Consider the following 12,859-nt stretch of genomic DNA (forward strand, 5'->3'; position numbering starts at 1 on the left):
ACTTAGGCCTTGAGTTGTTGTCTGCGTTGTTCAGATCGAGTGTGATTTAAACTGTATCAAACCGTATGGTTCGATTCTTGGTTCAGCATTTATCAGAACCGGATATTTTTGCGTTATGAATTTTACGTGATGAAAAACGCAGCACTTGCTTCTTTGTACATAATAAAAAAACCGGCACAGAAGTGCCGGTTTTTTATTCTCAATGCTGTAAATAGCTTCAGGCATCAAGGCCATCGAAAAGCGCCGTTGATAAATAACGCTCTGCAAAAGACGGGATAATGATGATGATATTCTTGCCTTTGTTTTCAGGGCGCTGGCCAACTTCGATGGCAGCTTTCAGCGCCGCACCGGAAGAAATACCAACCGGAATACCTTCAACTTTGGCAATCTGACGCGCATAGGCGAAAGCATCTTCATTCGCGACCTGAATGATTTCATCATACACGCCGGTATCCAATGTTTTAGGAGCAAAGCCTGCACCGATCCCCTGAATTTTATGCGGGCCCGGATTGCCACCGGACAGTACCGGCGAATCTTTAGGTTCAACGGCTACAACCTTGAAGGAAGGCTTGCGCGCTTTCAGAACCTGACCAACACCGGTGATGGTGCCACCGGTGCCGATGCCGGAAATCAGAATATCGGCTTCACCATTGGTGTCATTCCAGATTTCTTCTGCAGTGGTCTTGCGATGAATCTCAGGATTTGCAGGGTTTTCAAATTGCTGCGGGATGATGGCGTCAGGATTACCGGCTGCCAATTCTTCCGCTTTAGCGATTGCGCCTTTCATACCTTTGGCGCCTTCGGTCAGCACAAGTTCCGCACCGAGCAGTTTGAGCAGCTTACGGCGCTCAACAGACATGGTCTCAGGCATCGTAAGAATCAGGCTGTAGCCTTTGGCAGCTGCGGCAAAAGCCAGCGCGATACCTGTATTGCCGGATGTCGGCTCAATAAACACGGTTTTGCCCGGAACAGCTTTGCCTTCAGCCTCAAGGCTTTCAATCATGGCGAGACCAATGCGGTCTTTAACGCTGGCCAGCGGATTGAAAAATTCGAGCTTAACGAGAAGATTGGCGACAACGCCATTTTCGCGGGCAAGTTTGTCAATGCGAACCAGTGGTGTGTTGCCGATTGTATCAACAATAGATGAGTAAATACGGCCACGGCCCGGCTTATTAGAATCGCTCATACCAAATCTCCTGATCTTTTCGCAAATCATAGAGCCTGATGCGTTATGATTATAGAAGCAGGCTTCCAGAATGCGTTATGAAATTAGAATAATATTCTATCAATGTGAAATATTAGAATTATTTTATGGCCGCATGACGAATATCAGCGGTGTATTTTAAATTGCTGCAGTTTTTTAAAGCGGGTTTGCCGCTTGAAAACAGAAATATGATCACAATCATTTTTGATTGCAATCAATGTAAATTCCTCTGTCAATCACTAGATAAATACTATGAAGTGTCTGTTTGATACTGCTGGGCAGATGACGAGAGTGTGCCGCATTTAATAGTAACCGCAATGCTTGCTCTGGTTCTTTGTTTTTATGCAGGTCTTCATCCCAAAGCCGGATCCACTTTTGGGAGACATGCTTTAAAATGGAAAGGCGAGAAAATGTATAAACATATTTTAGTGGCAACTGATGGTTCGGAGCTTGCAAATAAAGGTCTTGAACAGGCAATCGGACTGGCTAAAGAGCTTTCCGCTAAAATTACGGTGCTGACAGTCACAGATTTGTTTCCGAGTTACGGCATCGTTGTGGCACCGGGCTTGAGCACATCGCCGGAAATTTTTGAAGAATATCGCGAATCTATGGCAGAACAGGCCAAAGCAATCGTGCAGCAGGCTATTACCAAAGCACGGGATGCCGGTGTGACTGTTGAAGGGCTGCATATTGAGAATCAATCACCGGCAGTTGGTATTGTTGAAGCTGCCAACACGCATCAGGTTGAACTGATTGTGGTCGCATCGCATGGCCGTCGCGGGATGAACAAGCTTTTGCTCGGCAGTCAGGCAGCAGAAGTGCTGTCCCTGAGTAAAATACCGGTGCTGGTCGTGAAATAAACGATCAGAAATGACGGAATAAAAAAAGGCGCTTACCGGCAGTTTCAGGAAAAACGGAAGCCGCCTTTGAGGAGAAAATAGTCACGGGACTATTTTCTTGTTCCGCTTCGATCCGTTCGAAACTGCGTTGCCATATTAAAAAAGGCGGCTTTCTTTCGAAAGCCGCCTTTGCCGTTTTTTCTTTTTTAGTGAGGCTTACATGCCTTTGGACTTTGAGAAGCGCTTACGGTCATTTGGATCCAGATAGAGCTTACGCAGACGGATGGACTTTGGTGTCACTTCCATCAGTTCGTCATCCTGAATCCAGGACAGAGCGCGTTCCAGAGTCATACGGATCGGCGGGGTCAGCTTAACAGCTTCATCCTTACCGGATGCACGCATGTTGGTCAGCTTCTTGCCTTTCAGCACGTTGATTTCCAGATCATTATCGCGGGTATGAATACCAACGATCATGCCCTGATAAACCTTGGTACCAGCATCAATGATCATCGGACCACGATCTTCAAGGTTGAACATTGCGTATGCAACTGATTCGCCCTGATCGTTCGAGATCAGTACGCCGTTGTTACGACCACCGATCGGACCTTTATGCAGCTGATATTCGTGGAACAGGCGGTTCATGATTGCTGTACCGCGTGTATCAGTCATCAGTTCGGACTGGTAACCGATCAGACCGCGGGTTGGTGCAAAGAACACCAGACGAACGCGGTTACCACCGGATGGACGCAGTTCAGCCATTTCGGCTTTGCGTTCAGACATTTTCTGAACAACAGTACCGGAATATTCTTCATCAACGTCGATAACGACTTCTTCAACCGGCTCAAGCAGGTTGCCGTCTTCGTCTTTGTGCATCACAACGCGCGGACGCGAAATGCTCAGCTCAAAACCTTCACGACGCATTGTTTCGATCAGAACTGCGAGCTGCAATTCACCACGACCGGAAACAAAGAAAGAATCTTTGTCTTCGGATTCTTCAATCTGAAGAGCAACCGAACCTTCAGCTTCTTTGAGCAGACGGTCACGGATAACGCGGCTGGTTACCTTGTCACCTTCAGTACCGGCCAGCGGGCTGTCGTTAACAATGAAGGACATGGTTACAGTCGGCGGATCAATCGGCTGAGCCTTCATGGCTTCATTGATTGAAGGGTCGCAGAATGTGTCAGCAACAGTCCCTTTGGAAAGACCGGCAATCGCGACGATATCGCCTGCAACGCCTTCTTCAATCGCTGTACGTTCCAGACCACGGAAAGCGAGGATCTTGGAAATACGGCCGTTTTCCAGCAGTTTACCGTCCTGACCAAGCACTTTTACAGCCTGGTTTGGCTTCACTGTACCGGAATGAATACGACCGGTGATGATACGGCCGAGGAACGGATCAGCTTCCAGAATGGTACCGATCATCGAGAACGGACCTTCAGCAACTGTTGGTGCCGGAACATGCTTCAGAATCAGATCAAACAGCGGAGCCAGACCCTGATCGCTTGGACCTTCCGGATTTTCTGCCATCCAGCCGTTACGGCCTGAACCGTAAAGGATCGGGAAGTCGAGCTGTTCGTCAGTCGCATCGAGCGCTGCGAACATGTCGAACACTTCGTTGATCACTTCTTCATGACGGCCATCCGGACGGTCGATCTTGTTGATCGCAACGATAGGACGCAGGCCAAGCTTGAGAGCTTTACCAACAACGAACTTGGTCTGAGGCATCGGGCCTTCAGCGGAGTCTACGAGAACGACAACGCCGTCAACCATCGAAAGGATACGCTCAACTTCACCGCCGAAGTCGGCGTGGCCTGGTGTATCAACGATGTTGATGCGGGTATCTTTCCAGACAGCAGATGTTGCCTTGGCAAGAATGGTGATGCCGCGCTCGCGCTCGATATCGCCGGAATCCATCATGCGTTCGGTAACGCGTTGGTTGTCACGGAATACACCGGACTGTTTCAGGAGCTCGTCAACCAGGGTCGTTTTGCCGTGGTCAACGTGTGCGATGATCGCGATGTTGCGCAATTGCATTGATTGTCACTCTGAATAGGGGGTTGGGACGCCCAGGACAAAACCGAGTGAACGCCGCAGATAATGGGGCGCTCTTACAGGTTTTTCGCTAATTTTAAAAGGGGGCGGGCTGATTTTAGCATAACGCATATCTCATTGCTGCTGTGCACTGGCTGCATAAAAAGCCGAACAGGCATTTCAGGCATAAGAAAAAGGCCGGAAAAATCCGGCCTGTTCCGAGGTTAAAGCAGGGTTCCGGTGAGGAAAATCACTGCAACGCTGAAATAGATCACCAATCCCATCACATCGACGAGGGTTGCTACAAAAGGAGCCGATGCACTGGCCGGATCAAGGCCAAGGCGCTGGAGAACAAATGGCAGCATGGAGCCGGACAGAGAGCCGAACAGCACAATGCCGATCAATGCCACACCAATTGTAATGCCGATCAGCACCCAGTGTTCGCCATAATCATAGAGGCCGGTTTTCTGCCAGATGGCGATGCGGACAAAACCGATAAGACCAAGCATAGAGCCGAGCACAAGCCCTGTTGGTATTTCGCGCAGAGCGACACGCCACCAGTCGCCTAATTTCAAATCCTGTAGTGCCAAGGCGCGGATCAGCAGGGAAGTTGCCTGCGAACCGGAATTACCGCCTGAGCTCATAATCAGCGGGATAAACAAGGCCAGCACAATGGCCTTTTCCAGTTCGACTTCAAAATGCTGCATGGCACTGGCGGTAAGCATTTCACTTAAGAAAAGAATGCAGAGCCAGCCGCCGCGTTTACGCAGCATTTCAAAGAAGCCGATTTGCATATAGGGCTTGGTAAAAGCCTCCATACCACCGAATTTATAGGCGTCTTCCGAGGTTTCCTCGGTCATGGCATCGAGCACGTCATCCACGGTGACAATACCGATCAGATGATGCTGCTCATCCACCACGGGAATAGCCAGAAGATCGTGCTTACGGAACAAGCGTGAAACTTCTTCCTGATCCATCATCGGCGGAATTGTCAGCGGTTCCTGATCGCGGCCGACTTCCGCAATACTGGCTTGCGGATCAGCGGTGATGAGACGGCGCAATGACACGACATGCTGCAACACGCGTGTGGCTTCATCTTCCACATAAATGGCATAAACCGTTTCACGCGAGCGTTCGACCTTGCGGATATATTGCAAGGTTTGCTCTACCGACCATGAGGCCGGTACGGCAATAAATTCGGTTGTCATCAGACCACCGGCAGTATCAGCCGGATAGCCCATCAGTTTTTTCAGATTGGCTTTGGTTTCCGGTGCGAGAATAGCAAACAGCCGGTTGCGTGACTGCCAGTCCATATCATGGAAGATATCTGTCGCGCGGTCGGCAGACATGCCGTTGAGGATTTCTGCGGCACGGCCATTATCAAGATTATCGATAATCTGTTCGGCAAAATGCAGTTCAGGCTGGTCAAGAAACAAAACCGCCTGATCTGTTGAGAGCGCGCTGAACAGAGCAATTTTATCGTCGGAATCAAGGTCATTGATGAGTTCAACAGCGTCACCGGTACGCAATTGACTAACCTGCTGAAGCAGTGTTGTCAGAGCAAGATTGGTCGCGTCGAAAGCTGCACCTGAGGTGCGGATAGTATTATTCATTGGTTTGCCTCTCTGTCGATCCGCCGTCATGACAGACCGTGACAAACCAATCGCGCCTTTGCGATTAGGTCAGGACTGCCGATGACGGCATGAACAATCGACTGTGACTGTCGCTGGGCATAAGAGTAGAACTCCGGTTAAAATCAGACCAAGTGGTCCGGTGCTGTTTGTGTGCCGTAGAGCAGGCGATGTCAACCCTGCTGTTGTGAGCACGCAGCCAGATGATCGTGGTGACTTTACCGTTTGGGGGGAATTATACGGGTGATCGGGTGCTCCGGTAGTTTGAACCTGTGCCACAACATAAAGCTGATTAATGACAGTAATCCCATCAGCGGCAGCAAAGTTGCCATTGCGATAACCGGATCACCCATAGAGGCTGAGATGATGCCGCCAACCAGTCCGCCGCCCATCTGAAAGAAGCCCATTAAAGCGGAAGCGGAGCCGGCAATCTGCGGAAAAGGCGACATGGCGGCCGTGGTCATTTGTGGCGTTAGGAATGCAATGCCCATAACAAACAGCCCCATCGGCAGCATCACGAGCAGATAGCCCGGCTCATAAATCCGTAACAGAACTGCGAGCAGGATACTGGCGGTGCAGGTGCAGAGCAGGCCGATACAGGACATATGAAAAACAGTCAGGCGCTGCATCAGAATACGATAAATGATACCGCCTGAAATATAGAAAGCGGTTTGCAGCAGCATTCCCATCCCGAATGTGCTCGGCGTCAGCCCTACGCGGGTCATGAGAATAAACGGCATGATGGTGGCTGATGTATAAAGCGTGCCCGTAGCACCGGTGAGAACCAGACTGGCAAACAAGAAATGCGGGGTTTTCAGCAAGGTGACATAGGATTTTACGAGTGCCCGCGGGCGCAGATGTGAGCGGTCCGGTTTGCCTGTCTCCTGCACAAAGAGCAGCATCATGATGATGACGGCCGCCCCTTGCAGAATCATCACCAGAAAGATCGCATGCCAGCCGAGGAATTCTAATGTCAGTCCGCCGAGTGTGGGGCCAATTGCAGGGCCGACAGACAGCACAATACCGATCAGGTTCATTACCCGTGCTGAGCGGTCGCTGGTAAACAGGTCACGGACAATCGCGCGGGACATGGTAACGCCGACCGCAGCCCCGACCCCTTGCAATAGGCGCGCCAGCACCATGATCTCAATCGTCGGAGCTAGCAGTGCCAGCACACTGGCTGCCAGATAGACAGACATGAAGAGTATCGTGATTGGCTTGCGGCCATAGCCGTCTGACAAGGGCCCGCAGATTAGCTGGGCAAAACAAAAGCCGCCGAAATAGGCAGTCAGAGTCAGTTTTACTGCTGCTTCTGTGGTGCCGAAATCAGAAACAATCTCCGGCATGGCAGGTGTGTAGAGCGACATCGCGAGCGGGCCGATGGCGGCAAGAAAGCCGCCGATAATGCCGACGCGACGCTCGGACATAATGACAAGCGGGGATGTTTTTTCGCGGGGTGATGAATCGGACATAGCAGTATGCTTTATGACTGGGAATAAGATGTTACGAGCAAAAAGATCAGATTTTGCGGTTTTCCTGATTGATGAGCCTGAGATGGGCACGGACAGTCATCAGGTTCGCCATAAAGGTCTGCCACTCCTGAGGTGGCAGTGCTTTGGACACATCGGCAATGGTCTCATGGGCAATGCGTCTTAATTCATCAAGCACCGGCACAGCAGAATCATTGAGAAAAATAAGCTTGGCGCGGCGGTCATCGGGGTCGGTTTCACGGCGCAGCAGTGCACGGCTTTCCAGCCTGTCGAGATAGCCGGACAAGGTCATTGCCTCAATATTCATGCTCTCGGCCAAGGCAACCTGACGGGCGGGCTGATAGCGCGCAACATGCACCAATGTCCGGGACTCAAAAGCTGTCAGTTCAAGACCAGCGGCAAGTATTTTGCGTTCCCGCTCAAGGCTGAAGAGACGGCTGATATCATAAACCAGAAAGCCGAAACTATCGGGATCGTAGGATTTACCGGAAAACATAATAAGATATCCTTATAATAAGGTTTACTTACTATTTATCATCGGTCTGGTCAATTATCCGTATAAATCACTTGTGGCAGATAAGCGGGCTGCTTAAATGTTTGAAATGTAATTCTGCAAACCGGAGACCGTGAGACATGCCGCAGGACAATCAGATGACGCCCGCCTATTCAGCACTTAGCCAGTGGAGCGGCCCGCTTGGTCTGCCGGATTTCAGCAAATTTACCGATGCGGATTTCAAAGCTGCTTTTGATATTGCTCTGGAAAAAGACTGGGCGGATGTAGAAGCTGTTCTGCAGAATCCTGATGCGCCGACAATTGAGAATACGCTGAAGGCATTGCAGCTTTCCGGCCGCGAGCTTTCCCATATTGCTGCGATTTTCTGGATGCGCGCCGGTGCGCATACCAATGAGGATATTCAGGCGCTGGAGCGTGAAGTCGCACCGAAAATGTCGCGTCACCATTCGCGTATCATGATGAATGAGGCGCTGTTTGCTAGGCTTGATGCTCTTTATCAAAATCGTGCCAGTCTCGCACTGGATACGGAAACTCTGCGTGTGCTGGAAAAGAGCTGGAAAGGCTTTGTGCGAAACGGTGCAAAACTTGATACGCAGGGCAAAGCGCGGCTGGCGGATATTAACGAGAAACTGGCTGGTCTCGGTGCAGGCTTTGGCCAGAACGTGCTGAAAGACGAATCTTCGTGGGCTTTGTTCATCACCGATGAAGCAGAGCTTGCAGGGCTGCCGGATCAGCTGCGCGATGCGATGAAAGCTGCCGCTGAGGAGCGTGGGCGTGCAGATGCATGGGCAGTTACGCTGTCGCGTGCGATTGTTGAGCCGTTTCTGACTTTCTCATCCGTTCGTCATTTGCGTGAAAAAGCCTATGAGGCATGGGCAAAGCGTGGTGAGAATGGCGGTAATACTGATAACCGGGCTTTGGTGACTGAGATTGTGAGTTTGCGTGATGAAAAGGCAAAGCTGCTGGGTTATGCAAATTTCGCTGCGTTCAAACTTGATGACACAATGGCCAAAACACCGGATGCGGTGATGGAGCTGCTGTTGCCGGTCTGGGATAAAGCCAAACAACGCGCTTCTGAAGAACAGGCTGATCTTGAAAAGCTGATTGCCGGTGAGGGGCTCAATCATCCGGTGGCCGGTTGGGACTGGCGTTATTATGCAGAAAAACTGCGGGCTGAGCGCTTCGCTTTTGATGAGGGGGATCTCAAACCTTATCTGCAGCTCAATAAAATTATTGAAGCAGCTTTTGATGTGGCAACACGTCTGTTCGGCCTGACATTCAAAGAACATCAGGGCATTCAGACATGGCATCCGGATGTGCGTGTGTGGGAAGTGTTCAACGCGGATGGTTCACGACGCGGCCTGTTCTTAGGTGATTATTTTGCCCGCCAGAGTAAACGTTCCGGCGCGTGGATGAGTGCGTTGCAATCGTCTCATCGTTTGGATGGCGGACAGCCACCGATTATTTATAATGTGATGAATTTTGCCAAGCCGCCTAAAGGTGAGGTGGCACTGCTGTCGCTTGACGATGCGCATACGCTGTTCCATGAATTCGGCCATGCTTTGCACGGGCTGCTGAGTGATGTGACATGGCCTGCGATTTCCGGCACATCTGTTTCGCGTGACTTTGTTGAGCTGCCGTCGCAGCTCTATGAACATTGGCTGACGGAGCGTCCGGTTCTGGAGAAGTTTGCAGTCCATTATAAAACGGGTGAGGCTATTCCGCAGGAGCTGATTGATAAGGTGCTGAAAGCCGCGACCTTCAATGCCGGTTTCAACACAGTGGAATTTACCTCCTCGGCGCTGGTCGATATGGCCTTCCATACCAGTGAAAAGCCGGTGGCCGATCCGCTGGCTTTTGAAGCAGAAGTCCTGAAAAAACTAGATATGCCGGAAGCGATTATCATGCGCCACCGCACACCGCATTTCCTGCATGTGTTCAGCGGTGACGGATATTCTGCCGGTTATTACTCTTATATGTGGTCGGAAGTGCTGGATGCCGATGCTTTCGCAGCTTTTGAAGAGAGCGGCGATGTTTTCAATGCCGATTTGGCGGAAAAGCTGAAGACTCATATTTATGCGGCTGGCGGCTCCAAAGATCCGGAGGAGTTGTACAAAACATTCCGTGGCCGGATGCCAAGCCCGCAAGCCATGATCGAAAAGCGCGGTCTTTGAGTAGAGCATTTCACAGTCAAGTTGGATCAACTTGACGCCCGTGATAATGCGGCAAATTAAAGAATCTAGAGCGAGCACTGTGATCCAATCTGGACGTAACCCGCTCTAGAATACAAAAAGCCCCTGCAGGTTTTCTTGCAGGGGCTTTTCATTTTAATCTATTTTAGAGCGTATCCCGAAAAGTGGGAACCGGTTTTCGGATAAGATACGCGTAAAAACAAATAGATAGAGCATTTTCTGTGATTCAAAATATACTGGAAATGCTCTAGAAGCTGCCGAGTTTGATATCCGGCGAATATTCGTGGCCGTCAACGGTCTTGGTTACAGCCTGACCACAATACATTTTCTTTTCTTCTGCATTGTAGCTGTGGCTTGGTGAGCCATAGAGCATCCAGCCTTTGTTCAGGGCATCGGTGACACGATGGCAAAATGCGGAATCATCCGGGCCGGTAAGAAAACGATAAAGCTGCATGGGAAACTCCTTTAGTTTCTATGAGAATTAGTATGATCAGCGTGCGCGCGCAAGAATGCGCTCTGCTTGCCGGATATGTAATTGTTCCACCATTGTGCCATTCAGTGAAATAGCGCCTTTAGATGTATTTTCCGGTAGATTAAAAGCAGTAATGACCTGATTGGCCCATGTGATTTCTTCGTTATTTGATGAATAGGCGCTCAGTGCCATTTCAATCTGAGAGGGGTGAATCAGGGTTTTGCCGTCAAAGCCAAGCGTCGCACCCTGTTCGCATTCGGCTTTGAAGCCTTCCTGATCCTGAAAACTATTGTAAACGCCGTCCAGCACATCAATGCCACCGGCACGGGCAGCAAGAATAATCTGCATCATCCACGGCAGTAATGCGCTGCGCTGGTTGGTGGTTTTTACGCCGGTGCTTAAAGCAATGTCATTCGTACCGACGATGAAACATTTAAGGCGGGCGGCTGATTTTTGTGCAAGCCGGGCAATCTCGTCCGCATTGAGAATGCCGCGCGGTGTTTCGATCATCGCCCAGATGCCCAAGGTTTCAGGCGCATCATAATCATCCAGCTTGCGGGCAACATCGATAATCTGCTGCGGTGTTTCTGCTTTGGGCAGCACAATGGCTTCCGCCTTGAGTTCTGCGGCCAGCTTCAGATCATCCTCACCCCATTCGGTGCTGAGTGTATTGATGCGGATGGTTTGTGTCGTCAATGTTTTGTGACGTTCCTGAAAATGCCGACGCAGATTATCACGCGCCTCATGCTTCATTTCTGCGGCAACAGAGTCTTCCAGATCATATATGAGAGCATCTGCGTTCAGGCTTGCGCTTTTGGCGAGCGCCTTTTGATTGCTGGCTGGTACATAAAGTACAGCACGGCGCGGATAAAAATCTGTCACTCAGCATTTCTCCCTGAACAATCATGCTTGTGTTATTTTTGATCGAAAAATACCGGTAAAACCAACCGAATCTTGTGTGTATTGAATAGCATAAGCAATCAATGAAATTTTACTCTTTGTGCAGGACGTGCCGTCGATTTTAGCTATGGTGCGGCACTTCGCGTGGATTTAGCCTCTTCTCAGGCCTTTGACTCTGTTAAAAGCTGGTGTAAAGCACAATGAGACAAGCATTTTGACTTACAGGTTACGAGACCGATGGAAAAATTTACCAAGCTTACCGGCGTTGCCGCTCCGTTGCCGATCATCAATATCGACACGGATATGATTATCCCTAAGGATTATCTGAAGACAATCAAGCGCACAGGCCTTGGTAAAGGACTATTCGCGGAAATGCGCTTGAACGAAGACGGTACGGAAAATCCGGACTTTGTTCTGAACAAGCCTGCTTACCGCAATGCGCAAATTCTCGTGGCCGGTGATAATTTCGGTTGCGGTTCATCCCGTGAGCATGCGCCTTGGGCGTTGCTGGATTTTGGTATCCGCTGTGTGATCTCAACATCTTTCGCAGACATCTTCTATAATAACTGCTTTAAGAACGGCATTTTGCCGATCAAGGTTTCTCAGGAAAATCTTGATAAGCTGATGGATGATGCCTCGCGTGGTGCCAATGCCACGCTGACGGTTGATCTTGAAGGGATGACAATTTCCGGACCAGACGGTGGTTCTATTGCTTTTGAACTGGATGAGTTCAAACGCCATTGCATGCTCAATGGTCTGGATGATATCGGCCTGACAATGGAAAAGGCCGATAATATCTCGGTGTTTGAGAAGAAGAACTCTGAAAGCCGTCCGTGGGCGTGACCCCTTAATAAAGGGCTCTCTTGGCATTTTCCGTTTAAATGCCTATATAGCGACCGAAACCACGCTGCAGATGGCTGTCAGCGTGGTTTTTTTATGGAATTAATTTTGGACTACCTGCTGTATAATAAGCGGGGCAGAAAGACGGGGACAATGGTTCAGACTGATCTGAGCGGAGACTGGGCAACAAGGCTCGCTCCGTCCGTTGACGAGTTAAAATCGCTGGCATTGAATGCTTATGCGCATATGCCGGATGATTTTCGCGCGCTCAGCCCGCAGATTCGTATTGAAGTTGCCGACTTTCCGGATGAACAGGTCATGGAAGATCTGGATCTGGACACACCTTATGACATTCTGTGTCTCTTTGAAGGACGTGGTGTCGGAGAGCGCTTTCATTTGCGCACTCAGGAAGGGCCTGAGGTGCTGACATTATATCGCCGGGCTATTCTCGATTACTGGAGCGAGAATACGGAAACGTTGGGTGAAATCATCAGTCATATACTCTTACATGAGATCGGCCAGAGTTTAGGCTTATCGGAAGAGGAAATGGAACGGCTCGGCAGCGAGCATTAATAAGCTACATTATATAGAGTGCAGATTGTTGGAAGTGTGAGCGACGAGAATCTCCTCAATGAACGGCCAGAAAAACTGGCTAACAATTGTTTAATTTTTGTATTTTTCCCTGTGGAAAGAAACTTTGCGATTTATGCGATTTTTTTGAATTGTCGTGTTGACAGTTTGTTTGT

11 protein-coding genes are annotated in these 12,859 nt (G+C 49.9%); 4 read left to right on the top strand and 7 right to left on the bottom strand.

Features of this window, described 5'->3' with window-relative positions; translation table 11 throughout:
• Positions 1–217 precede the first annotated feature (217 nt).
• Positions 218–1,186, bottom strand: a complete 969-nt coding sequence (gene cysK / locus P8H26_RS06940) for a cysteine synthase A (RefSeq protein WP_289632166.1) — start codon at positions 1,184–1,186, stop codon at positions 218–220.
• A gap of 428 nt (positions 1,187–1,614) precedes the next feature.
• On the opposite strand from cysK, the gene P8H26_RS06945 reads away from it, so the two are divergent.
• Positions 1,615–2,064, top strand: a complete 450-nt coding sequence (locus tag P8H26_RS06945) for a universal stress protein (RefSeq protein ID WP_289632168.1) — start codon at positions 1,615–1,617, stop codon at positions 2,062–2,064.
• A 195-nt stretch (positions 2,065–2,259) separates the two neighbouring features.
• Here the strand turns inward: P8H26_RS06945 and typA are convergent, their stop codons facing one another.
• From typA to P8H26_RS06965, 4 genes are all read right to left on the bottom strand, one after another.
• On the bottom strand, positions 2,260–4,077 hold the full coding sequence (gene typA, locus P8H26_RS06950; protein WP_289632169.1) for a translational GTPase TypA: 1,818 nt from the start codon (positions 4,075–4,077) through the stop codon (positions 2,260–2,262).
• Between the two features lie 221 nt (positions 4,078–4,298).
• Positions 4,299–5,687, bottom strand: a complete 1,389-nt coding sequence (gene mgtE, locus P8H26_RS06955; RefSeq protein ID WP_308446655.1) for a magnesium transporter — start codon at positions 5,685–5,687, stop codon at positions 4,299–4,301.
• Positions 5,688–5,923: 236 nt separating this feature from the next.
• On the bottom strand, positions 5,924–7,177 hold the full coding sequence (locus P8H26_RS06960) for a multidrug effflux MFS transporter (protein WP_289632170.1): 1,254 nt from the start codon (positions 7,175–7,177) through the stop codon (positions 5,924–5,926).
• Positions 7,178–7,223: 46 nt separating this feature from the next.
• The gene (locus tag P8H26_RS06965) at positions 7,224–7,691 is read right to left on the bottom strand and encodes a MarR family winged helix-turn-helix transcriptional regulator (RefSeq protein WP_289632172.1); all 468 of its coding nucleotides are present in this window, start codon (positions 7,689–7,691) and stop codon (positions 7,224–7,226) included.
• A 155-nt stretch (positions 7,692–7,846) separates the two neighbouring features.
• Here P8H26_RS06965 and P8H26_RS06970 point away from each other — a divergent pair, with 155 nt between their 5' ends.
• Complete coding sequence (locus tag P8H26_RS06970; RefSeq protein WP_289632218.1) at positions 7,847–9,883, top strand: M3 family metallopeptidase; 2,037 nt, start codon at positions 7,847–7,849, stop codon at positions 9,881–9,883.
• Positions 9,884–10,148: 265 nt separating this feature from the next.
• On the opposite strand, the gene P8H26_RS06975 is transcribed toward P8H26_RS06970, so the two are convergent.
• On the bottom strand, positions 10,149–10,355 hold the full coding sequence (locus tag P8H26_RS06975; protein WP_289632173.1) for a DUF1737 domain-containing protein: 207 nt from the start codon (positions 10,353–10,355) through the stop codon (positions 10,149–10,151).
• 36 nt (positions 10,356–10,391) lie between these two features.
• On the bottom strand, positions 10,392–11,255 hold the full coding sequence (locus P8H26_RS06980; RefSeq protein WP_289632176.1) for a CoA ester lyase: 864 nt from the start codon (positions 11,253–11,255) through the stop codon (positions 10,392–10,394).
• A gap of 255 nt (positions 11,256–11,510) precedes the next feature.
• Between P8H26_RS06980 and leuD the strand changes: the two genes are divergently transcribed.
• Entirely contained in the window at positions 11,511–12,116 is a 606-nt protein-coding gene (leuD, locus tag P8H26_RS06985) for a 3-isopropylmalate dehydratase small subunit (RefSeq protein ID WP_289632177.1), read from the top strand.
• A 150-nt stretch (positions 12,117–12,266) separates the two neighbouring features.
• Positions 12,267–12,686 carry a metallopeptidase family protein gene (locus P8H26_RS06990; protein WP_289632178.1) on the top strand — a complete coding sequence of 140 codons (420 nt, stop codon included), beginning with the start codon at positions 12,267–12,269 and terminating at the stop codon, positions 12,684–12,686.
• The last annotated feature ends 173 nt before the right edge of the window (positions 12,687–12,859 follow it).

This window comes from Pseudochrobactrum sp. sp1633, assembly GCF_030376605.1.
Taxonomy (GTDB): Bacteria; Pseudomonadota; Alphaproteobacteria; order Rhizobiales; family Rhizobiaceae; genus Pseudochrobactrum.

Excerpts from the sequence above, each read along its gene's own strand:
- cysK (WP_289632166.1), bottom strand. The coding sequence starts at position 1,186 with ATGAGCGATTCTAATAAGCCGGGCCGTGGCCGTATTTACTCATCTATT.
- P8H26_RS06945 (WP_289632168.1), top strand. The coding sequence starts at position 1,615 with ATGTATAAACATATTTTAGTGGCAACTGATGGTTCGGAGCTTGCAAAT.
- typA (WP_289632169.1), bottom strand. The coding sequence starts at position 4,077 with ATGCAATTGCGCAACATCGCGATCATCGCACACGTTGACCACGGCAAA.
- mgtE (WP_308446655.1), bottom strand. The coding sequence starts at position 5,687 with ATGAATAATACTATCCGCACCTCAGGTGCAGCTTTCGACGCGACCAAT.
- P8H26_RS06960 (WP_289632170.1), bottom strand. The coding sequence starts at position 7,177 with ATGTCCGATTCATCACCCCGCGAAAAAACATCCCCGCTTGTCATTATG.
- P8H26_RS06965 (WP_289632172.1), bottom strand. The coding sequence starts at position 7,691 with ATGTTTTCCGGTAAATCCTACGATCCCGATAGTTTCGGCTTTCTGGTT.
- P8H26_RS06970 (WP_289632218.1), top strand. The coding sequence starts at position 7,847 with ATGACGCCCGCCTATTCAGCACTTAGCCAGTGGAGCGGCCCGCTTGGT.
- P8H26_RS06975 (WP_289632173.1), bottom strand. The coding sequence starts at position 10,355 with ATGCAGCTTTATCGTTTTCTTACCGGCCCGGATGATTCCGCATTTTGC.
- leuD (WP_289632177.1), top strand. The coding sequence starts at position 11,511 with ATGGAAAAATTTACCAAGCTTACCGGCGTTGCCGCTCCGTTGCCGATC.
- P8H26_RS06990 (WP_289632178.1), top strand. The coding sequence starts at position 12,267 with ATGGTTCAGACTGATCTGAGCGGAGACTGGGCAACAAGGCTCGCTCCG.